Below are 23,370 nucleotides of genomic sequence, written 5' to 3'. Positions count from 1 at the left end.
TCATGGCCGACTATTTTTTCACAAAGCGGTACGCACGTTTATAGCCGGTATTTGCATCCTTCACCGTTAGAAAATAATAGCCTGGCGAAAGGTCTTTCACATAAAATTTATAGCGGTTTCCGCTCATCTTCTCGCTTCTGAGACTGTAGGTATTTCCAAGAATATTATTCAGCTCAAAATTTACCGACACCATGGAAGGATCCTTCAGTTCTATAATCAGGTAATCGACAGCAGGGTTGGGAAACAGCTTAATATCGCTTCTTGGTTCCAGTACCTTGTCTTCAAAGAAAGAGAACTCTCTCGGCTTTTGTGTCTGATTTTCGGACGAAGATTGCGCCATAAGCCCCGAAACGGGCAGGACTACCAGCATTAACAACAAAAATACTTTCTTCATCTTCATGAGTGTAAATTTATAACATATAAGGCAATTTTTTTTATGTAGTATAACAAATACTGAACCAAATTCCACAACATTTCTGTTTGACGGCAGAAATATTGTGCCTAAAGGTAAGTTTCTTTTATTTTTTCGCCTATTTATAAATGTAACATTACCCTTTAATGGCTTTTTTCCTTATCAGAAAACAAGCTTGGAGCGTATCAAAGGCCTTCTTTAGCGTACGTAAGCGGGCGTATAAAGATATCAACTTTCTTACTTGCTGAAAACCAAACTGTTATACTTACGTAGAATAGGACAAATATTTTTTGAACTAAACCTATTTAGTTATGACACTTTTAGAAATAATACTAGCTATTATACTGCCACCGGCAGGAGTAGCCATGCGCTATGGTTTAGGTGGCAAGTTCTGGTTGAACGTGTTACTAACCATTATTGGGTGGTTACCCGGCGTAATTCACGCATTTATCGTGCTAAGCCGTTCAACCTCATACAGCAGATAATAAAACCAATTAACCATAAAATGAAAGGGAGCCGTTGTTACTGGGGCTCCCTTTTATTTTTGGCCTTTTAAAACGGGCTTTATCTCGTGCTCCCTGGAATATTCTTTTAACAGCCTTAGGGCAATCTTTTCATGCTTATCTAAATCATACTCATCTTTTTTTTCGGCCCGGCTCCGTTTAACCGCCTGCTCCAGGCGGCCATCTTCCGCTGCCTCCAATATGGCCGGATGTATATAATATTCTCTGCAGACCGCAGGGGTATTTCCTAATCTGTCGGCCACTCTTTGCACGAGAGTGCTCATAAGTTTTTTCCTGGGGTACTCCTCTGCTTCAGCCAAAGCTGCTTCTAACTCTTCCACCGCCGAAACAGTACCACCCCAGGTACGAAAATCCTTACTGCTAAATTCCTCACCTGCTATTTCGTGCAGGTAATCATTTACATCCTCCGAATCAACCGCCTTTCCTTTTCCGTTTTCCCGATAGCGGAAAATCTCATAGCCAGGCAATTCGCTACATTCCCTGATGAGCGCTACCAGTTCTTTATCATCAATATTAACTTCCCGCTCCTTGCCACTTTTCGCTTTATACTGAAAAACAGCTTCCTCTCCTTCTACTTTTAAGTGCTTCCGCCGCAGGGTAGTAAGTCCATAGGTATTATTTTCTTCCAGGTAAGCCTTATTCCCGATTCGGATATAGGCTTCGTCGAGCACACTCACTACCAGCGCAAGTACCCGCTCCTTTGTCCATTCTTCCTGCTGCAGGTCCTGCTGCACCCTCTTTCTGATGGAGGGCAGTTCTTTCGCAAAATCAATAAGTTTATTGAACTTATTGGCATTCCGGTAGGTCACCCAATCCGGATGATACAGATACTGCTTCCTTCCTTTCTCATCAAAACCCGTTACCTGCAGGTGCCCGTTCTCCTTCTGGCAAATCCACACATCATCCCACATAGGCGGAATAGGCAGCTTTTCCAGGCGCTCTACCATTACACTCTTGTTTATTTTGTGCCCATCCATATCGAAGTAAACATGCCCTCGTCCATGCTTCTTTCGCCGGTAACCTGGCTGCTCATCAGTAACATATATCAGCTTTCTTCTTTTCTTTCCTTCCATATCTCTGTTCAATCCTTAGCCATAACCGGACATGAGATGGATAAGTTTATGCCTGCTAACAAAAACCCTCCCGGATTATGGTCGTAAAATCAGGTAAGTTGAACTGAAATAAAATTGATTATGGCAGATATATTGAAAGGAAAAAAAATAGCTATACTGGCAACTGACGGTGTGGAACAGGTAGAATTTACAGAACCTAAGCGCCAGCTCGAAAAAGAGGGTGCCGAAGTACATACAGTTAGTATTAAAGATGGCAAAATAAAAGGCTGGGACCATGACCACTGGGACAAGGAGTTTCCGGTCGATAAGAAAGTAACAGAAGTGAAGGCCGAAGATTACCATGGCCTGGTACTACCCGGCGGGCAGATTAACCCCGATAAACTGCGGGTGGACAAAGATGCAGTTAGTTTTGTCCGCGACTTTTTTGAGCAGGGGAAACCCGTAGCCGCCATTTGTCACGGCCCCTGGACCATGATTGAGGCCGATGTGGTAAAAGGCCGAACCCTTACTTCTTATCCTTCCATTAAAACCGACCTTAAAAATGCCGGTGCCAATTGGGTAGATGAGGAAGTAGTAGTGGATGAGGGACTGGTAACCAGCCGAAACCCCGATGACCTGCCTGCCTTTTGCCGAAAAATGATTGAAGAATTCTGTGAAGGAGTTCATGATGAACAAACTGCCTAGCAGAATATGATGATGTATGTATGAAAATGTTAAGTTAGAAAAGGCTCCTGTTTTTAACAGGAGCTTTTTTATGCTTCCATTTTAAGGCTGTTTGACTGCACTATCTACACTAAATGTTTTACTTTTGTATGCATGCATAACATTAAAAGGGAAAATTCTTCCAGCTTAGAAAAGACAGCACTCCGGCAGGAATCCATCTATACTACCGTGGGTGAGCAAAAGCTCCACCTCCGCCGTTTTTACCACCATACCAATGGGCCAGCAGTGTGGATGGTCCATGGCTCCGTGGAAGATGGCCATATTTTTTACTCCTCTTCCGGTAAAGGGCTGGCCCCTTTTCTGGCTAAACAAGGTTATAACGTTTTTGTGGTCGATTTACGGGGAAGAGGCAAAAGTACTCCAAAAGTAGATGCCACAAGCAAATGGGGTTTAAGTGAAATACTGGAGAAAGACTTTGCCGCCTACCTCAGCAAAATAATTGAAATAAAAGGCCCACAGCCCCAGCACTGGATTGCCCACTCCTGGGGTGGGGTATTAATGCTTGCTTGGCTGGCCCGCCATACACCTGCTGCACGCGTAACAAGTATGGTATTCTTTGGTTCCAAGCGCCACATTAGCATTTTTAACTTTAAAAAACTCCTGCAAATCGATTTTGGCTGGAACTTCCTTTCGCGCCTGCTCGTGAAGCACTATGGCTATTTGCCGGGAAAAAGGTTCCGCATTGGTTCAGAAAGTGAATCGGCCCGCTCTTACCGCGAAACTTTTCGCTGGGTAGCCGATAAGGAATGGCTCGACTGGCACGATGGTTTCAACTATAAAAAGGCTTTAAAGAAAAAAGGCCTCCCTCCTGCACTTTACCTCACGGGTGCCAACGACAAAGTACTGGGACACTATAAGGATGTTGCCCGCCTGATAGCAGAAACAGGTTCGGACAGAGCAAAACTACAAATTATCGGTAAAAAGGAGGGCTTTCTCCACGATTACGACCACATTAACCTCCTGACTCACCCAGATGCAACCCGCGACCATTTTCAGCTGATTCTTCGCTGGATGCAGAAGCACAAACTATAGCTTAACTATTTCTTAACAAATACATAATCTTAACAAATCGATAAAAATAGCTTCATAATTCCGTAATTTTTTAATTTTGGGAGCATGGAAAACAAACACTTACCCGGAGCCATATTTTTATTATGCCTGCTCCTCTGGCAGGCTAAACCTGCCCAGGCACAAAAAGCACTTACTTACCCTGCCGCAGATGGCGTAATTTTTTACGCACCAGATACCAGCAGCCAGATCCAGTTTGGAGCACGCATTCAAAGCCGGCTGGATGTCAGTTCCATTTACTCTGACGGACTTACTCCTACCGAGGCAGAGTTCAGGCTACGCCGCCTCCGCCTCAAAGCCTCAGGTTATGTAATAGACCCCCGCCTGAGTTTTAAGCTGGAGCTAGGCTTTAGCAGCAACGACCTGAGGGAATCGCTGAATAATACGGCCAACATCCTCTACGATGCTTACATCCAGTACGCTCTCAGCCCCAGCCTTGCCCTGAGCTTTGGCCAGTTTAAACTACCCGGCAACCGCCAGCGGGTAATCAGCAGCCAGGCCATGGCCCTGGTGGATCGAAGCCTTCTTAATTCAGAATTTAACCTCGACCGGGATGTTGGCCTGCTACTGGAGTACGAAGAATCGTTAGGACAGTTAGGCTTCCGCTATGCAGGTGCTCTTACTAATGGAGAAGGCCGCAATATCCTCTCAGCTTCTCAGGACCTTAACCAGGGAGAGCTGAACCTTGCCGTTACCCAAAGAGTAGAACTGCTGCCTTTTGGCTGGTTCGAAGGTGGTGGCGACTATTTTGAGGGAGACCTCCTGCGCGAGGAAACCCCTAAACTTTCTGTAGGAGCCGGCTATTCCTACAACGATGACGCTATCCGTGAAAGAGGACAGAGAGGTTCGCTGCTGCTTGAGAACAGGGACATCAATACTTTTTTTACAGACTTTATTTTTAAATACGCAGGCTGGTCGCTCATGGGAGAATACATGAATACTTTTACTGATGAGCCTGTTACCATGTTTGAAGAGGAGGAAGTTGCCGTAGGTACAGGTAACGGTTATATGATACAGGGCGGCTACGTTTGGCCAAACCTTTGGGGTGTAAATACCCGCTACTCCTCCACCGAACCCGACCCGCTTGTGCTTTCCTTCTACCAGCCCACAACCGAGCTTTTGTTTGGTGTCAGCAAATACATCAGAGGGCACCGTATAAAGATTCAGTCTGATATTGGCTACTTAACTGATGAAAGTCTGGCTCCTGAGCAGCAGGAATACTGGCAATGGAGATTTCAGATGGAACTGGGTCTCTAAGCCCACAACACTACAAATAAAGAAAAGAAAAAGGAGCTTCAGGGGTTTAATGCCCTTGAAGCTCCTTTCTTTATAATTGCTACCATAGTAGCATAAACCTATTGCTGCATTAAATATGCCTTTATGTAGTCGTCAAGGTCTCCGTCCAGCACATTCTGCACATCTGTGCGTTCTACGCCCGTGCGGGCATCTTTAATGAGCTTGTAGGGGTGCAGCACATAGTTGCGGATTTGCGAGCCGAAGTCAATTCTTTTCTTCGTACTTTCGATCCTGTCGCGCTCCTCATTTCGTTTATTAATTTCCTCCTGGTAAAGGCGCGACTTCAGCATTTTCATGGCCAGCTCCTTATTTTTAAGCTGAGAACGTTCCTGCTGGCACTCCACTACTATGCCGGAAGGGGCATGATGCAGACGCACTGCGGTCTCCACCTTGTTCACATTTTGCCCTCCTGCTCCGCCTGAGCGGAAAGTATCCCAGCGAATATCGGCAGGGTTTACTTCTATTTCAATAGTATCGTCCACTACCGGGTAAGCATACACCGAAGCAAAAGAGGTATGCCTGCGCCCGCCGGAGTCGAAAGGCGATATCCGCACCAGGCGGTGTACACCAATTTCTGACTTAAGGTAACCATAGGCAAATTCACCATCGAATTCCAGGGTAGCGGATTTAATACCGGCAGCTTCGCCCGGCTGGTAGTTTACCTGCCGAACGGTAAAGCCGCTTTTCTCCCCCCACATAATATACATCCGCATAAGAATTTCGGCCCAGTCCTGGCTTTCGGTACCACCGGCCCCGGGATTAATTTCAACCATGGCGCTGAGCTGGTCTTCTTCCGCACTCAGCATCTTCTTATACTCCACCTCTTCGAGTATGTCCAGCACTTTCTGGTACTCCTGTGCTATCTCCTTCTCTTCCACATCGCCGGCTTCGTAAAATTCGTATAAGGTAGCCAGGTCGTCGAAAGCAGTTTGCACCTTCTCAAAGCTATTCGTCCACACTTTTTTGGAGCGGATTTCCTTCAGCACCTTTTCTGCTTCTGATGGGTTTTCCCAGAAGTCGGGCTGGGTAGTAATGGTTTCTTCTTCTTTTACTTCTGCAATTTTAGTATCGTAGTCAAAGATACCTCCTCAAGGCCGAAACGCGCGCCTTCAAGTCTTTCAACTGTTCAGTTGTCATAATTTATTTTTTAGGTTGAATGGTCTGTTACTGCAATAATATACTTTTTGCCCATACGGGCTTTTTTATCTCTTAGTATCCTGTCTAATACTTTTATCATCAGCCCTCCTGCCACGGCAGCTACGCTAAAGATAGTAACGCTCTCGTTCAGGTGGAAACCACCAGTTTCCATTAATATGTTGGCCTGGTCCAGTGCAAAGTAACCAACGCCTGCAACAAGGAGCAAGTCAGAGCTTACATTCCAGAGCCTTTCTCCCTGGTTCACCTCCGAGATATCTATCCAGTCGATATCGCGCAGGCGGATAAGGCTGTCGGCAAAGAGAATAGTTTCTTTATCATAATAGCCCAAGGACCCGCTTATTGCCTCCGATTGCCCTTCCAGCTGCAGGCGAAGGGAGTCGCCCTTCATTATATAATAATATTTATTGGTACCGCGCTTATGAATCTGCAGGCTCTGCTGGGCCTGCAGGCAGGAGAAGCTGAACAGGAGAAGTAAAAAGCTAAAGAGCAGCTGTTTCATTATTGAACAAAAAATAAATCCACTTAAGGGTGTTTAAGTGGATTTATTATAAAAACTAGTTTTCCCTTAGAGCTTGTATACCCAGTTCCATTTATCTTCGGCACGGCCTGTTTTAATGGCATCGAGGGTTTTTAGTACCCGGTTCGACAGCTCACGACCTTCAATCGGCGGAAGCTCGTAATCCTTATCTTCATGGCCGATAAGGGCAATGTGGGCAATGGTAGCGGCTGTACCGGTACCGAATGCTTCTTTCAGTGTACCGTTTTCGATAGCTTCTATTACTTCCTTAACGCTCACTTTACGCTCTTCTATCTTATAGCCCCATTCGCGGGCAAGGGTTAATACACTGTTGCGGGTAATACCCGAAAGAATGGTATCACTGATAGGTGAGGTAATTAGGGTATCGCCAATCAGGAACATCACATTCATGGTGCCGGACTCCTCAATATACTGATGGGAGCGGGCATCGGTCCATACCAGCTGGTGGTAGCCTGCCTGCTGAGCTTTGCGGGCCGGGAAGAGAGAAGCGGCATAATTACCTGCTGCTTTGGCTGCTCCGGTTCCGCCCTCTACTGCGCGGGAATATTTTGTTTCAATTTTCACACGCACAGGCTCTGAATAATAAGAACCTACCGGGCAGGTGAAAATGATGAACTTATAGGTTTCGGATGCACGGATCCCGATATACTCATCTGTAGCAAAAATAAATGGCCTGATATAGAGGGCAGTATTAGGGGTTGAGGGCACCCAATCTTTATCCAGCTTTAGCAGCTCAGTCAGGCCGCTCATAAAAATGTCTTCGGGAAGTGTGGGGATACACATTCTTTCGGCCGATTTATTCAGGCGCTGAAAATTTGCCTCAGGCCTGAAGATAAGCACTTCGCCTTCTTCATTTTTATACGCCTTCATTCCTTCAAACACGCTCTGGCCATAGTGGAGTGCGGAGTTGGCCGGGCTTAAGCGTAAATATTCGTAGGGCTGAATGCGGAGGTTCGTCCATTGCTTCCCGTCATAGTCAGCAACAAACATGTGGTCGGCATATACTTTGCCAAATGGAATATTGGCAAAATCAACCTCTTTTATTCTGCTGTTTGCAGTTCTTCTGATATCAATATTCAACGTATCAACCATTTTACCAAATTAAGTTCCGAAAACGTTTGAAATTCGCTTAAACGCAGTAAATAAGCGTTTACGAATATACTAAAATCAGAACCTAATCCCAAATTACTTTTCACCTCTTGGCCTCCAGCTTACCTCTTCGGCTCCCAGTTCATGACCCATTTTACGTGCCAGCACGAAGAGGTAATCGGAGAGGCGATTGAGATAGCGGATGCAAATATCAGCTATAGGTTCCTGCTCATGGAGCACCACGGTATTCCGCTCAGCCCGTCGGCAAACGGTGCGGGCAATGTGGCAAAAGGAAACAGCCTGGTGCCCGCCCGGCAAAATAAAGTATCTAAGCGGAGGCAGCTCCTTATCCATTTCGTCCATGGCCTTCTCAAGCAGCTCTAAATCTTCTTCTTTTAAATCAGGTATATTCTTTACGTTCTTATCCGGAGCGGTAGCAAGATTAGCTCCTAAAGCAAAAAGGCGGTCCTGTATTTGCTTAAGCAAATCGCGCCTCGAATTGTTTACTTCCTGGTCCCGCACAAATCCGATATAAGAGTTCAACTCATCAACCGTTCCATAGGCTTCGAGCCGGAGGTGCGCCTTACTTACGCGGGTTCCGCCAAGCAAGGCAGTGGTTCCTTTATCACCTGATTTTGTATATATCTTCATTAATTTTCTTTCTCTTTACTTCAATGCTTCTATGGCAGTAATATTTTCGTTGCGCACATCAGTTTCCACCAGCCCGTCGCGCATACGTACGATGCGGTGGGCATAATGGGCAATATCATCTTCGTGCGTTACCATTATAATGGTATTGCCGGCATCATGCAACTGCTGGAAGAGGTTCATGATATCGTAAGATGTTTTGGAGTCGAGGTTACCGGTGGGTTCATCGGCCAGAATAATGCTGGGGTTATTTACAAGCGCCCTTGCAATGGCTACCCGCTGGCGCTGGCCACCCGAAAGTTCATTGGGCTTGTGCTTCGCTCTATCGCCAAGGCCAACATTTTCAAGTGCCTGGTATGCCCTCTCTTCCCGCTCCGACCTGCTGTAGCCGGCATATACCAAGGGTAAGGCCACATTCTCCAGGGAGGAAGCCCTCGGCAGCAGGTTAAAAGTCTGGAATACGAAACCTATCTCTTTGTTGCGGATTTCGGCCAGTTCATTTTCCGAAAGATCGCTCACATCATTGTTGTTGAGGATGTACTGCCCTTTCGTAGGCGTATCGAGACAGCCGATAATATTCATAAGGGTAGATTTACCAGAGCCGGAGGGCCCCATAAAAGCGACATACTCCCCTTTATTAACAGTAATAGAAATAGATTTTAAGGCCTCTACTATTTCACTGCCCATTCTGTATATTTTGGAAATCTGGCTGGTCTGGATAATTGCTTTCATAAACGCTCTTCGTTGTACTAAAGATAAGTGCTTGGCTTAAAATAAAAAACCTTTTATTTATTTCTAAACAAAAGGCTACTTAACAACAATTAATGCAATATTAAAATACTTCCCTACCACATTTATATAAACGGAACTTTGGCAGGATTACAGGAAAAGGAAGGGTTTAGTTAAGGTTATTCGCCCCCAGGTGCTTCAGGTAAGGGTTAATTTTTTTATTCCTGATGTGGTCGATTTTGAAGATTCTTCCGCTCAGCGACTCGTACCAAAGCTCTACAAACTCATCGTCCATCCGGTACAACGATATTTCCAGCTGAAAAAATTCTGATCTGGATACATATATACCTTTATTCAGAATAAGCTTCGCCTTCTCATCAATCGTTAAATTATCAAACTCTGCTGGCTTCATGCGTATATTTCGGGTTAATCAGAAAATCGGCCAGGGCCAATCCACCGGAGTACCTTCGCTAATAAATTACAGCTGCAGAGAGCAGCCCAACCCATTGAGCAGATACTTTACTATACGCAAACAACGCTTTATTGTTAGAGAATTACCTCCATATATTGCTTATTACATTACAGGTGCAATAAAGCATTTCCTTTACCGGAATTACCAGTTTATTTCATCTGCAGCCAGCTTTTGTTTCATTCGCTCATACTCCTGAACGAATTGTTCAAAATACTCTTTATCAGTCAATTGTTCCAGTCGCAGCAGCTCATCTTCTGCATACTCCTCCAGGCCCATTTGCAGGCTTTGCAGAATATACAGCTCTTTTAGGGGAGCAGAATAAGGATTAAAATGTATACCCTTCAGTAAAAAATCATACGCCACTTCATCTTTTCCCGCCTCGTTAAAGAGCGGAATTCCTGAAAGGTAGGCTTTTTCAAGAAAAGGAGTAACGCTAAATATCCGGTTATAGTTCTGCAATGCGGCTACCGTATCGCCCGCAGCGGCCGCCTTTCGGGCAGACCGGTAGAGCTCATCCAGCTCACCTTCTGCGACTACATCCTCTGCCATCCCTTTTTCAGCATTGCCCTTTTCCAGCTGTAAGAGTGCGTTTGTTTTCAGCTGCTGCAACTCTTTATTCAGCAGGCTGTCTGGCAACTGCCGCCACCGCTGTATTGCTTCTTCAGGCTTACCGGCCCTGGTGAAGGCAATGGCTTCCATCGCTGCAGCCTCCCCTCCTTCCAGCTCTGCCGCCCGATTAAAATAAGAGGCCGCCAGTGCAGGTGCCTGCAGCTCCAGCGACCACACCCCTAGTAACTTTAAATAAAGGGCATTATTAAATACACTGCGGTGCGCCAGATTCCTTAACAGGCTAAAGGCAGCATAATGATTATCCTGTTTATACTGCATTACTGCCAGCGCCAGAACGGCGGGTTCTTCATAATTTACTTCGAGAGCCGAATCGACTAACTGCTGAACATGCTGCACAAGAGAGCTGTCCGGCTCGGGCAAAAGCAGGGCATAGTTGAGCAGGTAGGCCGCTTCGAGCCCTCCTATTTCCTCCAACTCTGCGGGACTCAACACCTCCGGAAAGCCTGCTGCCTTTAACGCTTTCTGCCGGTTGTAAAATGCTAACAGGTTATTCTGGTAGAAAAGTGGTCGTTCCACAGCTCTTCCTGCAATGGAATCCAATGCGCCCGCCCCTCCCTTTTGAGCTACGATAGCCAGTTGGTTCGCCAGGGCCTCCTCTTCCGCTTCAGGGTCTTTGGCCGCAATGTTTAGGTAGTAGAGTGCAGAGTCCAGCACATTGGTTTTACCGAACTCAAGCCCCAGGTTATTATAAAGCCGCCCTTCCTGCGGATAACGTTCAATACCTTCCTTTAAAGTAAAAAGTCCGTCGAAGAATAAGTTGTTGTTAAAGTAAAGGTTGGCCAGGTTTGCATAGGCATAAGGGGTTGGCTGGCGATCAATTCCCTCCTTCAGAAAAAGCATGGCCTGCACCGGCTTATCTGCCTTACTGGCCAAAGATGCAAGGGCATAGTTAGAGCGGTGGTTTCCGTATTTATAATCGCTCCCCAGTTTATAGTACTGCTCCGCCAGGTAGTAGCTTTTAGAAACAGTATACAGGTCGCCTATGCTGTTATAGTAGCCGCCCATCGGCTGGTAAAGGGCATACATGCCGTGCAGGCTGTACATGCCGATTACTGCTACCAAACCAGCCAGCCGGATGCTAAAAAGGGGTACATACTTTGGCTTGTACAATACCCGGTACACCCTTTTATTCTCCTTTAAAAGTGCCAGAAAATTGACAAGAATGTATACAAAAAAGAGCGCCCCAAAGCCGAGGTGGGTATATAGAATAGCATCCTCAAAGGTTTCTATAAAAGGATCGTTAGCCGTAACAAATACATAGCTCATGGTGGCCAGGCAAATTATTGCCAGCGACACATACAGCATCGCCCCCTGTGGCTGGTAGGGTATTATATTTCCAAAAGCCTCCTCCCTGGCATTCAAAGTCCACAAAGCAACCAACAGGCTAATCAGCAGTATCCAGAAGGGATTGATGGTATACAGACCAAGGTCCAAAATTCCTCTTACCTCCAGGTAGTACAGCGCAAGGTTGAGCAGGTAAATAAGGCTTGCAACCGAAAAATGGGTGAGGGACTGGCGGCTGTGTTCATTGTTAGAAGCCGTTACCAAGTAGAGAATGCCGGCAATAATTTCGGGCGAAACCAGCACAATCAGCAAAACAGAAAGTGTAATAAAGGCTGGCAAACCGTAATTTGCTACGTAGAAAAAGGGATTATGTACGCCTGCAAAGGCATAAATCAGCAACCCCATCAGGATAAACAGGGCCAGAAAGGCAATAAAGCGCCTGAGAAGAACAATAGTGGGTTTTACCGCATGAAAAAAGTAGCTCAAAGGCAGAAACAGCAGGAACATAATTACATCGCCTGTTTTGTCGATTCGGCCGAACATGTGCAACTGCTCCAGCCGCAGGCCTACCACCATGGCACAGAAAAGCCCCATTCCTACCAGGAACCATAGCCTCCTGAGGCTGCTAAGGACTGCGAGCGCCGCTGATAAACCAATACTTACCAGCACCAGCAGAATATGGGCCGGCCAGATATTGATCTGCATCTCGCTCCCTAAAAAAGTCTGGCGCACCACATAGCTGCTGGCCTCCAGCTCCAGGTTTAGCAAAGGGCCGGACCACCGCTCCAGCGGAAGCTTTACAGGCTCAAGTGTGGCGACTGAAAGCCATTCAAAAACAAGGCCGTCACCTGTCAACATGGCCGCTATGAAACAAAGAATGCTGCCGGCAAATAATACCAGCAGCATCAGCCATAACGCTTTTGTTGATTTTACCCAGTTACTCCAGAAGGAAAAACCACTCATGAATATACTTCTGTTTATTCCATCACTTTAGGAACCCGGAAATAATCCGAATCTTTCTTAGGAGCATTTAACAGGCCTCGCTCATGCGAAAGTGGCTCCTTGGCCTCGTCTTCGCGCAGCACATTTTGCTCGGCCGACATATTGGTGAGTGGCTCTACCCCATCAGTATCCAATTCATTCAGCTTTTCTACCCAGTCCAGAATTTCTGTCATATCGGCCACCATTTTATCGGCTCCTGCTTCCTCAAAGTCGAGCCGCGCCAGGTGCGCTATTTTCTGCAAAGTTGCTTTGTCTATTTTCATGCAAATTGTATTTTTTCAGTTCCGCATCAATAATGGTATATACCTGTTCCTTCAGGGCAGGAAGATCTTCCATACTCATGCCGGTCGTTTCTATTGGCTCATGCACCACCACATAGGAGGTTTGCGGGTAGAGCAGGTAAGTGCCATCATCGGGCAAAATTAACCAATTGTACGGAATGGTGACAGGAATGACGGGGATTTGTTTCTCAATGGCTACCCGGAAAGGACCATCTTTAAAACGGGCCATATTGGGCGCCTCTTCCGACAACACTCCTCCCTCCGGGAACATCACCAGGCTGTGGCCCTCATCTACCGCCTTCATTGCTTTCTGCAGCGCAAGGTAACGGTCCTTAAGAGAGCTTCGGTTGACGGTGATGTGCAGCTTCCGGAACATATAGCCGAAGAGGGGTATCTTTCCCAGTTCGCTTTTACCGACAAACACAAAGTTCAGCGGCAGGAAGCCCAAAACAGCAATATCAAGAATGGAGAAGTGGTTGGCGCAAATAACAGAAGGCTCCTTCCTTAATTTACCGCTTTTATACCGCAGCTTTACCGGCAAAAAGCTCAACCCCAGGAAAATGGCCGACCATATCCAGTGGAGGTAATGCAGGTATTTCCGCAGAGGCTTAAATGCGATAAGCAGCAGGAAGAAAGGAAGCAAAATAAAGAAAGCCAAGCCGAATAGCAGAAGGGAGTAGGTGGAATAAATCCTCCTGATAATTTTGATGAACAGCTTTTCAATTGGCATTTCCAAAAATAAGCCCAAGCCGGCAGAAAACAAATCCTGCCGGCTAATTATATGAGATTAAAAGCGATAGTAAACAAAGATGTTACTGGCTGGGGCCAGATATGAGACCCCAATCCTCTATTTTAATTTCGTCTTAATCATACTCATCTTTCATAGTCTCCTGCTGGCACAGACAAAAAGTACCGGTTTCTGATCAATTTATATATCCGGAATTATTAAAGTATTAAATCCCTCTGCGTCTATAAATTTCAATGTACAGTCTTCTCTGGTAATAAAGGTAGGGCGAGAGGTCCCGTGCATAATTCTAAAATCAAGATAGCCTCTTGGGATATCTGAAAAAGCTACTACCTGACTCCCTTTCACAAAAATCAGGTAGTGTTTCCAATCGATACTTTCCATTATTTCCAGTCTCTCTTCAAGTGGATCGATATTTTCCAGCTCAAGATCATCCCAGCTTTCAACCCGCATATAGGGGTGAATGATTAAAGCAGAGTCCCATTCCAGGGGAAAGGACTCGCAAAAGTTAACGGTAGAATTTGCTGTATCAAATGCTATGTTTTTATGGTCTAGCTGCTCTGGTTCAGGAATCTCAGTACAGGCAAAAACCATAAAAAATGTAAAGCAGATTAGGTAATTATGGCGTCCAGGTAAGCGCTCCATTATTGTCGGACTTTTCTTTTGTTAATACACTCCGATTGTGATTCCATTTTTCCCGTCAAATTGTTCTCTTTAACCAGAACAGCCAGACGATGAGACTTTTGTTTTCCCTTAATGTACCTTCTCTCCCTCCTGCTTTTCCCGCTTCCGGTGGTCCCACCAAACATAGCCGGCAAAGCCTGCTAAACAGATGGCGCTAATCCAGATGAGGCCGGTTTTTAAGCTTCCGGTATCTCTGCCAAAAAAAGCAATTACGGCCGTAAGCGGAACAATACCCAGCATGGTAGCGCCGATAAAGCGCCAGTAGCCCATCCGCAGCATACCGCCTACAAAGCTAATGGCATCGTTCGAGAGGAAAGGGGCCAGACGGGTTACCACTACGGCACCAAAACCATAGCGTTCTATAAATTTAATCAGCTTCTTTTCGGTACTGGTACCCAACAGCTTTTCAATGACCGGAGTGCCCAGGTAAGCGCCCAGCATATAGCCGAAAGAAGAAGCACAGAAAATAGCCACTAAAATAATGACAGAACCACCCCAGGGGCCATAAGCCAGCACAGTAACTGCCATCAGCAGGGGCGAGGGAATTACCAGCAGAAACATCTGGGCTATCATGGCCAGCACAATAATGACAGGCCCCCATAAGCCAAAATCGCTTACCCAGTTTTTAATCCGCTGTTCATCATCGCTGGTAAGTACCTGCCATGCTTCATTAAGTGACTCCTGTACGGAAGGTACCAGAAAATAGGAAAGAATTGCGGCCACCAGCAGGGAAAGCGAAAGGTAAAGAGGCCATTTAGACTGATGAACCGGCTCATCGAAAGCAGTATTTTCTTCTTCATAACGCATAGCTATTAAAGCTACTGTAAACAAAAATTGTTAGAAGTTTTACCCAAACAGCTTCGCCTCTTTCTGCTTTTAAAGGAAGGAAAATTGCCCTACCTCCACCCTTACACTTATTTTTTGAGGCGGATCTGGCAGCGCTCGCCCTCCAGCTTTTTAATTTCTTCTTCCATATCAAATGCTTTTTTAGCATTTTCCATTTCCTTGTGCGACTGAAAGTATATGCGTCTGCGCTCCCTGGCCTCTACAAAGCGTCGTACATCTTCCTTGTTCTCTAATATAAGCGGAGGCACCTTTACGAGTTTATTCTCCTCATCTTTGGCTACCAGGGCAAAATAGCTGGTGTTGGTATGTTTGACAAAGCCTTTCATCACGTTTTCAGCTGTTACTTTTATCCCTACCACCATACTACTGTTGCCCACATAGTTGACAGATGCTTTCATACTTACCAGCTCGCCCACCTCTACAGGCTGCATAAAATCGACATTATCGACCGAAACAGTTACACAGTAGGCGCCGCTATGCTTACTGGCGCAGGCATAAGCTACCTTATCCATCAGGCTAAGCAGAATGCCACCATGTATCTTCCCGCCAAAATTGGCATAACTGGGAATCATAAGTTCGGTAATTGTAGTACGGGAGGCGGATACAGGTTTTGGGTCCATCAGGCAAAAATTTAAATGGTTTAAAAATACTGGCCCCTCTCCTGAAGGGTACATAAGGAGTAAAAATAAAAAAAGACAGTCAAACGACTGCCTTTTTCATAAAATATTCGTGAAATGGGTTTTTACTTAATCTTTATCGTCGATGGCATCTGTAATATCTTCCAGCGCTTCCTTCACTTCATGGGCGATGTCTTTGTTATCATCCGCTCCTTTCGGATCAATCTCAATAATTCCATCGCCATCGCTATCTCGAGCCGCAGAGAGATCAATATTGCTCATTCCGCTAAACAGCTGGCCAATATTGAAGTTAATCACTGCCTTTACCTCTTCGCCCTGAATAGCCATACCATTCTGGTCTTTGAAATTAATTTCAAATTCCTCATCCGTGTCATGCCATAGCTCAAACGGAATATTGCCTATCGTGCCAGCAATGAAAATTGACTTTCCATACATTTCGCTCCCTGCAACATCGCCTTTGTGCAGCTTAAACTCTACCTCCTTATATACCGCGTTTGGCAACTCCGCAACGCCTATGGTACTCGCAACTACGGTTCCATCCTTTACTAAATCCAGCTCGAACGGCCCTTTCAGCTTAATATCTTTGTATACACTGTCGGCACTATCGTCATCTTTATCATCAAAATCAAACTCCACTTCGCGGATGTTGATTTTAAAGTCAGTGATGGTTATTCCGCTGGTAGTCCGCAGGTTGGCGCTTCCTGCTCCTGTGTTAACAGAGGTGTTGGCAGTTGCCTCGAGCGTAAGCTCTCCGGTTGGCGAAGGCTCCCCATCTCCACAGCTAGAAAGACCTATCAGCGAAAAGGCAGCCATATACATGAACAGGTTCTTTTTCATTTTTTTTTGTGTTTAGTTTCCTGACAGACGCCCAATTATCCTTAACGGTTGGGATACAATTTAAACCTCAGTAACAGACCTCAAAAAAGAAATGTAAGAAAGCGGCGGGTTTTTTCAGGAAAATGAAAAAAGAAACATTCACATTCTCCGTAGGAGGGAAGGAGCTTTAGAAGCTTATTTAATTAACAAGAGCCTAAAGAACCCTCAAGACATTCTATAAGCAGTCGGATAAAAAAGCAGTGATTATGAGGTAATAATTTCTGTTATATTCCTTATCAAAACTTTATTTTTTTCAGCAATATTTTCACCGGGATTTTCTGCTCCCTCGGCCTTCCCAGCAGCAGCAGTTCTCCTTTGGTGTCGTTGTATACCAGCAGCCGCTCTTCTCCTAATCCAATAAAATTCTCCTTCAGGCGAAGGAGCTTGGCCTGACCCGAATCCAACGGAAGGCTGATCAGGGCAAAACTCTCTTTCGATTCCGAAAAATTCTTCTTCACTATTTGCCCCTCTTCTGCACAGGCAAAAAGCTGATAGTCCAGTGGCTGGTGCTTATTTCGCCCTACTTCTTTTAGCAAAAAGCAGAGTCTGCCGTTACGCTCAGACAGGAAACGGATATCTGCCCTGCTGCTCACGTCAGCTCCGGCTGCTTTTGGCACCACTTCATTCCGGATAAAATTAACCTGTTCATCGAAGTGCAGAAAGGCATAGCTGCTGTAGCGACACCTGGCAGGCAGAGGCTCCCGGCGATGTGGAAGAATACGCTCCGGCTCTTCGGTATACTGATGCTCACCATAAAATACGATTCCTCCACCACTGGTAATCCGGAAACCGGCAGGCTCAAAGTTACTGGCATACTCCTTACTGATACCGAGTCGATAGTCCCCGCGGGTTTTTTCGAAAAGAAGGTCAGGGTTTATCAATACTTCCTTTTTTAACCCACGCTGGTCGAACAGCAGCAGGTGATAATCAGGTTTTCGGCCTACTCCTTTCCCAAAAATATAGATGCTATCGCCTTTGGCTGCTGCAAAAATCGGCTCAGAGGTATTTTCAGGGGAACCGTATCGAAACGTATGCTGAAAGCGCTTCTGGCCGAGCGTGTCGAGCATCACTACCTGGTAAGTAGTTGGGTCGGGGGCGGCTCCTTTCTTTCCAAAGCGCCTGGCAGAACCGAAGATATAAATGATTCCGGTAACGAGTCCTTCCTGGTTTTTAACGAACTGGTGCAGCCGCAATTCCATAGGATACTCAAAACGGAGGGGATGCTGGCTAAGCAGCTGTCCTTTTAAGGAGGTGATAATAATGGACTGCTGCCGGTAATGAGAAAGGTTGAGGCTATCTGTCTTGAGCTTCTCCCCCATCACCATGCTCAGGAGTCCGGCCTCCTTCTCAGTCTTTATTTCTTCGTGTATATACAGGCTTCCCCGCGAAAGGGGAGGCACCTCTACCATTATTTTATTCTCCTTTTTACTTTCTAGAAAAGCATTACTAAGCGGGTCGTAGGTAAAGAGGGTGCTGGTACGCGAAATAATAGGCTTTCCGTTCAGGAAGTGGGCTACTTCATAAGAATGTTCAGTAGGCTTATACTTCCCTGATGCCGATCTTAGAATTTCGGATTCATTAGCAGGAGAGCCTCCCGCCACCGAATCCTGCCCATGGCCTGCTGCCAGATAACTTAGCTCAGACCTGCTAATTAGCTGAAGGCTTGAATCCAGCTGAAAAAGATGCAGGGCAGGAATCCAGTTTTTAACCGGAGCCCCATGAGAACCCTGCGAGAGCACACTTGCTTCTTTCTGCGAAAATGCAATAATGGTATAGGTACCATCCTGGTTTAAGCGCACCTCCTCGACAGAAACCTTATCGCGGGAATTGTAGAGGAGCTCCAGCTCTTTTTCGCCCACCACTGTTTGTGCGAAGGCAGAAAAGCTCTGAAGCAGCAGCAGTAACACTCCAGGGGCTATCCCTGAAAGAGTAAAATATTTCAGCATTTCCCCAAGTTTAAATTTGACGAAGGGTGAAAATGTGAAAAATTCCAGTATTTTCTTAATAAAAATCTTTAAAAAATCGGATAAAGCATTTTTATTGAGCCACTTAGCGCTGGTATCTATTGCTAAGTCGCCAGAAGCGCCACGACAGGAATACAGCCGCCACGGTAAGACCGCATAATAGTCCCCACCAGATCCCCTGCACTCCCAATCCTGCATGAAAGGCCAGGAGGTAGCCCCCGGGCAGGCCAATTACCCAATAGGCAATTAAAGTAATAAGGGTAGGCACTTTTACATCTTCGAGCGCCCGAAGTGTTCCCAGTCCTACTACCTGCACACCGTCCGATAGCTGAAAAAAGGCTGCAATAACCAGTAAAGTAGCGGCTATTTCTATGACTTCCTCATCATCTATGTAGAGCGACGGAAAAAAGTGCTGTCCGGCAATAAAGGAGAGCGCAAAAAAGAGCATAATCAGCAAACCTATACCAAACGAAATAAAGCCGGCCTGCTGCATGGAGGCATAATTCTTCTGCCCCAGCTGATTACCCACCCGCACGGTAGCCGCTGCTGCAAAGCCCGATGCAATCATATAACTGACCGAAGCAAGGTTAAGGGCAATCTGGTGGGCCGCCAGGGCTTTGGCCCCTATCCAGCCCACCATGATGGCTGCCCCACTGAAGGCCCCCACCTCAAATACATACTGGAAGCCCATGGGCACTCCCAGACTTAGCAGCTTCCGGATTATCTTCTTCTTAAATCCTTTAGTGGCATTCCGGTAAGCGGCAAAGAGGCGGCTGCGGTAAAAATAAGCAGCCATCATTGCGGCCATAAATACCCGGGAGAAGAGGGTGGCCCAGCCTGCACCAACCAGTCCCATTTCGGGGAAGCCAAGCTTACCAAATATCAGCAGGTAGTTTAAGCCTACATTCACCCCATTGGCCAGCAGTGTAATAACCATCGCCTGACGGGTATGGCCCAAGCCTTCTATCAGCTGTTTATAACCCTGAAAAAGCATAAAGGGAAGCAGAGAGGCTCCTACCACCCACAAATATGGCGTTGCCAGTTCTACAACCGCTGCCGGCTGGTCGAGTGCATATAAGAACGGAATAACCGCCATGAGGAGCAGGAAGAGCAGGAGGCCTGAAATAATATTGATGAGCAGGCTATGCTTGAGCAGGCGCGTTATTCGCCCCACCTGCCCCTGCCCGTCGGCAGCGGCCACAAGAGGAGTTAACCCTATAGAAATGCCGATGCCGAACATAAGGGCCAGCACGAAAATGCTGTTGGCCAGCGAAACAGCCGCCAATGGCAGAGCCCCCAGCTGGCCAACCATCATACTGTCGGCCACGCCCACGGCAATATGCCCCAGGTGGCTCAGCATTACCGGGTAAGCGATAATAAACAGCCGCCGTATATGTTGCCGGGAGCTTGGCTGCTCCAGTTCCTTCTGCACTTCTGCCCTCATATATTCTTCAACCTGGCTACTTTAAGCAAACCTCCCACAGAAATGCTATCGGTAATCTTCCCTTCCATCACCCAGTCAATGGCCTCTTTCAGCGGCAGCTTTTTCACCATCAGTTGCTCGGTTTCTTCAGGTTCTTTTTCGCCGGGAGTCAGGTCCTCGGCCAGGTATACTACGCCCAGTTCGTCTGTTACAGAGTTAGAGGTATGAATGGTCATGATGTTGGTCCACCGGGCAGCCGTATAGCCGGTCTCTTCTTTCAGCTCCCGCTTTGCCGACTCCAGCATATCGATATCTTTTAGACCACCACCCATGGGTATTTCCCAGCTCCATTCATTAAGCGAATACCGGTACTGCCCTACCAGCCAGGTATTGCCTTCCTGATCGACGGGAATAATACCGATGGCAAAATTTTTAAAGCTTACGACTCCATAAATGCCCGGTTTACCGGCCGGATTCAACACCTGGTCTTCCCGCACATTAATCCACGGATTATCATAAACCACACGGCTGCCGGTGGTTTTCCATGGGTTACGGTGAATATCAATCTTCTCTTCTTTGCTCATGGGCGCAAAATTACATTTATATTGCAATAGCTTATGCCATTTTAAACCAATAATCATTTACACTTTTGTTACAAACCATTACGCATTACAGTCTTCACTTTTTAGCTCCAGGCTTACTGGCATGGCTGTTTTTCCGGCCTATATGGCTGAAGGCATGGGGCCTGATGCTCCTGAGCATGGCCGTTGACCTTGACCACCTGCTGGCAAGCCCTGTTTTTGCTCCCAACCGCTGCAGTATTGGCTTCCATCCGCTACACCTATGGCCCTCGATGCTGGTATATGTGGGCATGCTGTTCATCCCTAAATGGTGGGTAAAAGCTATAGGCACCGGCCTGCTATTCCATATGGTTACCGACTTTATCGACTGCCTCTGGATGTTTACCCGCTGCACGGGCTGCTGCGAAGAATCGGGTATTGCCTGGCTCTGCAGCTGGTGGCTAAGCTAAATAATTGTAGCTACAGCCCTGTTGTTTTTCTATTTGCTGATTAACTTTAACTCAACATGCTGGAACCCTTTCATCAGAACATAGTACCCGAAGCAGGCTGCGATGAGGCCGGCCGTGGCTGCCTGGCCGGCCCGGTAGTAGCGGCTGCAGTTATTTTACCAAACGACTTTTACCACCCCCTGCTGAACGACTCCAAGCAGCTCAGCAAAAAGGAGCGGGAATTACTTCGTCCCGTCATTGAAAAGGAGGCCGTAGCCTGGGCTGTGGCAGAATGTAGCCCGCAGGAAATCGATGAAATCAACATCCTTCAAGCCAGCATCCTCGCTATGCACCGCGCGGTGGACCAGTTAACAGTAAAGCCAGGGCTCCTGCTCATCGATGGCAACCGATTTAAGCCCTACCCTTTTGTGCAGCACCTGTGCGTGGTAAAAGGCGACAGCAAGTATGCCTCTATCGCTGCCGCTTCCGTACTGGCCAAAACCTTTCGCGATGAGCAAATGGAAAAGCTGGCACAGGAGTATCCTGACTACCTCTGGCACAAGAATGCCGGCTACCCTACCAGGGCCCATCGTGCCGCCATCGAAAACATTGGCCCCTGCTGCTGGCACCGCAGGAGCTTCAGGCTTCTGTAGGATTTAGACTTTAGGCAGGAGATATGAGAAGTAAAACAATAGAGTTTAGCACCGGGAATTTAATAACCTGAAGTCCAGAGCCATAAACACTCATAAATAGCTGTCATTGATAAGGAGGCACGACTGAAGCAATCAACGCGGAATGTAAGCGGAGCAGCAAACAAACAGACAGCTTGCCACAACCGGGTGTTCCCGCACTTCGCCAAAGCTCCGTTCCTCGCAGGGGCAGTTCCCATTCAAGATACCTCTATAACCCAATTGTACTGACTAACCCCCAGTCGCATCCACCAAAATCAAACAACCAACAAACAACTAAACCTGCCATTTTTCCTGAATAATCATTAGCTTTGTGCAGCAAAAAACAAGCCCTATGGAACTCAAAAAAACTGCCTTAACACATATTCACGAACAGCTTGGTGCTAAAATGGTGCCTTTTGCCGGCTACAGCATGCCCGTTCGCTATACCTCCGATATGGAAGAACATAAAACCGTACGCGAAGGCGTGGGGGTGTTTGATGTATCGCACATGGGCGAATTTATGGTAACAGGCCCCGGCGCCGAAGCCCTTCTCCAGCAGGTAACGAGCAACGATGTAAGCAAACTGGTTGACAACCAGGCCCAGTACAGCTGTCTCCCGAATGACCAGGGCGGAATTGTTGACGACCTGATTGTGTACCGCTTTAATGCTGAAAAATATATGCTGGTGGTAAATGCCTCCAACATAGAAAAGGACTGGAACTGGATAATGCAGTTTGCCGACGGCAGAGAAGGGGTTAACATGGAGAATATCTCCGACGAAATTTCTCTTTTTGCCGTACAGGGGCCAAAAGCAGTGGAAGTACTCCAGAAGCTGACAGATATTGACCTTTCTACCATTAAGTTTTACCATTTTATAGAAGGTTCTTTTGCCGGTGTAGATGAAGTAATTATTTCCGGCACCGGCTATACCGGCTCAGGAGGCTTTGAGCTGTATGTGCCGAATGCCGTTGCAGAAGAAGTGTGGAAGAAAATCTTTGAAGCAGGAAAAGACTACGGCATTAAACCTATTGGCCTTGGTGCCCGCGATACCCTTCGCCTCGAAATGGGCTTTTGCCTCTATGGCAACGATATCGACGACACCACCTCTCCGCTCGAGGCACGCCTGGGGTGGATAACCAAATTCAACAAAGAGTTTACCAACAGCGAAAAGCTGAAGGAGCAGAAAGAGGCCGGGATTACCCGTCAGCTCAGCGGCTTTAAAATGGTTGACAAGGGAATTCCGCGCCAGGGCTATGATATTACCGATGCGGAAGGAAATATTATCGGCAAAGTTACTTCCGGCACCATGTCTCCCTCCCTGGGCTATGGCATTGGCATGGGCTATATTAAAAAGGAATTTACTGCTCCCGGTACAGAAATATTCATCGCCGTCCGCAACCGCCAGTTAAGAGCGGAGGTAGAAAAAGCCCCCTTTTATAAAGCACAATAAGATTCAAACATCATGCCGGGCCTCTGTTACAGGTCCGGCTTTCTTTTGGAAGAAAATATTTACCATATCGGTATACCTTAAAAATTTCCTCCTGAAAAGAAACAATATACCGGAGCAACAGATCCGGCTAAGGCCAG

Annotated in this window: 26 protein-coding genes; 8 read left to right on the top strand and 18 right to left on the bottom strand. The window is 46.6% G+C overall.

The window, feature by feature from the left end; translation table 11 throughout:
* Positions 1 to 10: 10 nt before the first annotated feature.
* Positions 11 to 394 carry a T9SS type A sorting domain-containing protein gene (locus F752_RS0112840; protein WP_152425131.1) on the bottom strand — a complete coding sequence of 128 codons (384 nt, stop codon included), beginning with the start codon at positions 392 to 394 and terminating at the stop codon, positions 11 to 13.
* A 329-nt stretch (positions 395 to 723) separates the two neighbouring features.
* Here F752_RS0112840 and F752_RS25785 point away from each other — a divergent pair, with 329 nt between their 5' ends.
* A complete protein-coding gene (locus F752_RS25785) occupies positions 724 to 897 on the top strand; it encodes a YqaE/Pmp3 family membrane protein (protein WP_081604563.1) in 174 nt (57 codons plus the stop codon).
* Positions 898 to 950: 53 nt separating this feature from the next.
* Here the strand turns inward: F752_RS25785 and F752_RS0112835 are convergent, their stop codons facing one another.
* A complete protein-coding gene (locus F752_RS0112835) occupies positions 951 to 2,021 on the bottom strand; it encodes a DNA topoisomerase IB (protein ID WP_236614007.1) in 1,071 nt (356 codons plus the stop codon).
* 108 nt (positions 2,022 to 2,129) lie between these two features.
* Between F752_RS0112835 and F752_RS0112830 the strand changes: the two genes are divergently transcribed.
* From F752_RS0112830 to F752_RS27045, 4 genes are all read left to right on the top strand, one after another.
* Positions 2,130 to 2,693: a type 1 glutamine amidotransferase domain-containing protein gene (locus F752_RS0112830; protein WP_017732152.1), complete on the top strand. Its 564-nt coding sequence runs from the start codon at positions 2,130 to 2,132 to the stop codon at positions 2,691 to 2,693.
* Between the two features lie 132 nt (positions 2,694 to 2,825).
* Positions 2,826 to 3,764, top strand: coding sequence for an alpha/beta fold hydrolase (locus F752_RS0112825; protein WP_017732151.1), 939 nt, complete (start codon positions 2,826 to 2,828; stop codon positions 3,762 to 3,764).
* Positions 3,765 to 3,848: 84 nt separating this feature from the next.
* Complete coding sequence (locus tag F752_RS24085) at positions 3,849 to 5,057, top strand: porin (protein ID WP_017732150.1); 1,209 nt, start codon at positions 3,849 to 3,851, stop codon at positions 5,055 to 5,057.
* Entirely contained in the window at positions 4,990 to 5,133 is a 144-nt protein-coding gene (locus F752_RS27045; protein WP_456093668.1) for a DUF7279 family protein, read from the top strand. The genes F752_RS24085 and F752_RS27045 overlap by 68 nt, the downstream gene beginning before the upstream one ends.
* A gap of 22 nt (positions 5,134 to 5,155) precedes the next feature.
* On the opposite strand, the gene prfB is transcribed toward F752_RS27045, so the two are convergent.
* From prfB to F752_RS0112740, 16 genes are all read right to left on the bottom strand, one after another.
* Positions 5,156 to 6,233 (bottom strand): peptide chain release factor 2 gene (gene prfB, locus F752_RS0112815; RefSeq protein ID WP_152425130.1). Its coding sequence is split into 2 segments (ribosomal slippage): positions 5,156 to 6,172 and positions 6,174 to 6,233, totalling 1,077 coding nucleotides; the frame shifts between segments, so codons are not numbered across the junction.
* A 10-nt stretch (positions 6,234 to 6,243) separates the two neighbouring features.
* Positions 6,244 to 6,753, bottom strand: a complete 510-nt coding sequence (locus tag F752_RS0112810) for a hypothetical protein (protein WP_017732148.1) — start codon at positions 6,751 to 6,753, stop codon at positions 6,244 to 6,246.
* 66 nt (positions 6,754 to 6,819) lie between these two features.
* Positions 6,820 to 7,884 carry a branched-chain amino acid aminotransferase gene (locus F752_RS0112805; RefSeq protein ID WP_017732147.1) on the bottom strand — a complete coding sequence of 355 codons (1,065 nt, stop codon included), beginning with the start codon at positions 7,882 to 7,884 and terminating at the stop codon, positions 6,820 to 6,822.
* A 93-nt stretch (positions 7,885 to 7,977) separates the two neighbouring features.
* On the bottom strand, positions 7,978 to 8,532 hold the full coding sequence (locus F752_RS0112800; protein WP_017732146.1) for a cob(I)yrinic acid a,c-diamide adenosyltransferase: 555 nt from the start codon (positions 8,530 to 8,532) through the stop codon (positions 7,978 to 7,980).
* 15 nt (positions 8,533 to 8,547) lie between these two features.
* Entirely contained in the window at positions 8,548 to 9,261 is a 714-nt protein-coding gene (locus F752_RS0112795; protein ID WP_017732145.1) for an ABC transporter ATP-binding protein, read from the bottom strand.
* Between the two features lie 166 nt (positions 9,262 to 9,427).
* Positions 9,428 to 9,670, bottom strand: a complete 243-nt coding sequence (locus F752_RS0112790; protein WP_017732144.1) for a hypothetical protein — start codon at positions 9,668 to 9,670, stop codon at positions 9,428 to 9,430.
* 201 nt (positions 9,671 to 9,871) lie between these two features.
* Entirely contained in the window at positions 9,872 to 12,607 is a 2,736-nt protein-coding gene (locus tag F752_RS0112785) for a tetratricopeptide repeat protein (RefSeq protein ID WP_017732143.1), read from the bottom strand.
* Positions 12,608 to 12,621: 14 nt separating this feature from the next.
* Positions 12,622 to 12,909 (bottom strand): Asp-tRNA(Asn)/Glu-tRNA(Gln) amidotransferase subunit GatC, encoded by a 288-nt coding sequence (gene gatC, locus F752_RS0112780; RefSeq protein ID WP_026135723.1) that lies wholly within the window; start codon positions 12,907 to 12,909, stop codon positions 12,622 to 12,624.
* A complete protein-coding gene (locus tag F752_RS0112775; protein ID WP_040664596.1) occupies positions 12,851 to 13,657 on the bottom strand; it encodes a lysophospholipid acyltransferase family protein in 807 nt (268 codons plus the stop codon). The genes gatC and F752_RS0112775 overlap by 59 nt, the downstream gene beginning before the upstream one ends.
* Before the next feature lie 198 nt (positions 13,658 to 13,855).
* The gene (locus tag F752_RS0112770; protein ID WP_017732140.1) at positions 13,856 to 14,317 is read right to left on the bottom strand and encodes a hypothetical protein; all 462 of its coding nucleotides are present in this window, start codon (positions 14,315 to 14,317) and stop codon (positions 13,856 to 13,858) included.
* A 108-nt stretch (positions 14,318 to 14,425) separates the two neighbouring features.
* Positions 14,426 to 15,163 (bottom strand): TVP38/TMEM64 family protein, encoded by a 738-nt coding sequence (locus tag F752_RS0112765; RefSeq protein WP_040664594.1) that lies wholly within the window; start codon positions 15,161 to 15,163, stop codon positions 14,426 to 14,428.
* A 107-nt stretch (positions 15,164 to 15,270) separates the two neighbouring features.
* Positions 15,271 to 15,822: an acyl-CoA thioesterase gene (locus tag F752_RS0112760; RefSeq protein ID WP_017732138.1), complete on the bottom strand. Its 552-nt coding sequence runs from the start codon at positions 15,820 to 15,822 to the stop codon at positions 15,271 to 15,273.
* A gap of 126 nt (positions 15,823 to 15,948) precedes the next feature.
* A complete protein-coding gene (locus F752_RS0112755) occupies positions 15,949 to 16,677 on the bottom strand; it encodes a hypothetical protein (protein ID WP_017732137.1) in 729 nt (242 codons plus the stop codon).
* Between the two features lie 275 nt (positions 16,678 to 16,952).
* Positions 16,953 to 18,662, bottom strand: a complete 1,710-nt coding sequence (locus tag F752_RS0112750) for a hypothetical protein (RefSeq protein ID WP_017732136.1) — start codon at positions 18,660 to 18,662, stop codon at positions 16,953 to 16,955.
* A 103-nt stretch (positions 18,663 to 18,765) separates the two neighbouring features.
* Positions 18,766 to 20,124 (bottom strand): MATE family efflux transporter, encoded by a 1,359-nt coding sequence (locus tag F752_RS0112745; RefSeq protein ID WP_017732135.1) that lies wholly within the window; start codon positions 20,122 to 20,124, stop codon positions 18,766 to 18,768.
* Positions 20,121 to 20,687, bottom strand: a complete 567-nt coding sequence (locus F752_RS0112740) for an NUDIX domain-containing protein (protein ID WP_026135720.1) — start codon at positions 20,685 to 20,687, stop codon at positions 20,121 to 20,123. The genes F752_RS0112745 and F752_RS0112740 overlap by 4 nt, the downstream gene beginning before the upstream one ends.
* A 65-nt stretch (positions 20,688 to 20,752) precedes the next feature.
* On the opposite strand from F752_RS0112740, the gene F752_RS0112735 reads away from it, so the two are divergent.
* The 3 genes from F752_RS0112735 to gcvT all read left to right on the top strand — a co-directional run bounded on the left by F752_RS0112735 (position 20,753) and on the right by gcvT (position 23,233).
* The gene (locus F752_RS0112735) at positions 20,753 to 21,133 is read left to right on the top strand and encodes a DUF6122 family protein (RefSeq protein WP_017732133.1); all 381 of its coding nucleotides are present in this window, start codon (positions 20,753 to 20,755) and stop codon (positions 21,131 to 21,133) included.
* A gap of 56 nt (positions 21,134 to 21,189) precedes the next feature.
* Complete coding sequence (locus F752_RS0112730; RefSeq protein WP_017732132.1) at positions 21,190 to 21,765, top strand: ribonuclease HII; 576 nt, start codon at positions 21,190 to 21,192, stop codon at positions 21,763 to 21,765.
* Positions 21,766 to 22,135: 370 nt separating this feature from the next.
* Positions 22,136 to 23,233 (top strand): glycine cleavage system aminomethyltransferase GcvT, encoded by a 1,098-nt coding sequence (gene gcvT / locus F752_RS0112725; RefSeq protein ID WP_017732131.1) that lies wholly within the window; start codon positions 22,136 to 22,138, stop codon positions 23,231 to 23,233.
* Positions 23,234 to 23,370 lie beyond the last annotated feature (137 nt).

The sequence above is a fragment of the Nafulsella turpanensis ZLM-10 genome, assembly GCF_000346615.1.
GTDB classification, from domain to species: Bacteria; Bacteroidota; Bacteroidia; order Cytophagales; family Cyclobacteriaceae; genus Nafulsella; species Nafulsella turpanensis.
Note: the sequence above shows the minus strand (reverse complement) of the source record. Positions and strands in the feature narration are given on the sequence as shown.

Coding starts and splice junctions, on each gene's coding strand:
- F752_RS24085 (WP_017732150.1), top strand. CDS start 3,849: ATGGAAAACAAACACTTACCCGGAGCCATATTTTTATTATGCCTGCTC.
- F752_RS0112805 (WP_017732147.1), bottom strand. CDS start 7,884: ATGGTTGATACGTTGAATATTGATATCAGAAGAACTGCAAACAGCAGA.
- F752_RS0112755 (WP_017732137.1), bottom strand. CDS start 16,677: ATGAAAAAGAACCTGTTCATGTATATGGCTGCCTTTTCGCTGATAGGT.
- gcvT (WP_017732131.1), top strand. CDS start 22,136: ATGGAACTCAAAAAAACTGCCTTAACACATATTCACGAACAGCTTGGT.
- F752_RS0112840 (WP_152425131.1), bottom strand. CDS start 394: ATGAAGAAAGTATTTTTGTTGTTAATGCTGGTAGTCCTGCCCGTTTCG.
- F752_RS25785 (WP_081604563.1), top strand. CDS start 724: ATGACACTTTTAGAAATAATACTAGCTATTATACTGCCACCGGCAGGA.
- F752_RS27045 (WP_456093668.1), top strand. CDS start 4,990: ATGAAAGTCTGGCTCCTGAGCAGCAGGAATACTGGCAATGGAGATTTC.
- F752_RS0112785 (WP_017732143.1), bottom strand. CDS start 12,607: ATGAGTGGTTTTTCCTTCTGGAGTAACTGGGTAAAATCAACAAAAGCG.
- gatC (WP_026135723.1), bottom strand. CDS start 12,909: ATGAAAATAGACAAAGCAACTTTGCAGAAAATAGCGCACCTGGCGCGG.
- F752_RS0112745 (WP_017732135.1), bottom strand. CDS start 20,124: ATGAGGGCAGAAGTGCAGAAGGAACTGGAGCAGCCAAGCTCCCGGCAA.
- F752_RS0112760 (WP_017732138.1), bottom strand. CDS start 15,822: ATGGACCCAAAACCTGTATCCGCCTCCCGTACTACAATTACCGAACTT.
- F752_RS0112830 (WP_017732152.1), top strand. CDS start 2,130: ATGGCAGATATATTGAAAGGAAAAAAAATAGCTATACTGGCAACTGAC.
- F752_RS0112825 (WP_017732151.1), top strand. CDS start 2,826: ATGCATAACATTAAAAGGGAAAATTCTTCCAGCTTAGAAAAGACAGCA.
- F752_RS0112765 (WP_040664594.1), bottom strand. CDS start 15,163: ATGCGTTATGAAGAAGAAAATACTGCTTTCGATGAGCCGGTTCATCAG.
- F752_RS0112730 (WP_017732132.1), top strand. CDS start 21,190: ATGCTGGAACCCTTTCATCAGAACATAGTACCCGAAGCAGGCTGCGAT.
- F752_RS0112740 (WP_026135720.1), bottom strand. CDS start 20,687: ATGAGCAAAGAAGAGAAGATTGATATTCACCGTAACCCATGGAAAACC.
- F752_RS0112790 (WP_017732144.1), bottom strand. CDS start 9,670: ATGAAGCCAGCAGAGTTTGATAATTTAACGATTGATGAGAAGGCGAAG.
- F752_RS0112800 (WP_017732146.1), bottom strand. CDS start 8,532: ATGAAGATATATACAAAATCAGGTGATAAAGGAACCACTGCCTTGCTT.
- F752_RS0112770 (WP_017732140.1), bottom strand. CDS start 14,317: ATGGAGCGCTTACCTGGACGCCATAATTACCTAATCTGCTTTACATTT.
- F752_RS0112775 (WP_040664596.1), bottom strand. CDS start 13,657: ATGCCAATTGAAAAGCTGTTCATCAAAATTATCAGGAGGATTTATTCC.
- F752_RS0112750 (WP_017732136.1), bottom strand. CDS start 18,662: ATGCTGAAATATTTTACTCTTTCAGGGATAGCCCCTGGAGTGTTACTG.
- F752_RS0112795 (WP_017732145.1), bottom strand. CDS start 9,261: ATGAAAGCAATTATCCAGACCAGCCAGATTTCCAAAATATACAGAATG.
- F752_RS0112810 (WP_017732148.1), bottom strand. CDS start 6,753: ATGAAACAGCTGCTCTTTAGCTTTTTACTTCTCCTGTTCAGCTTCTCC.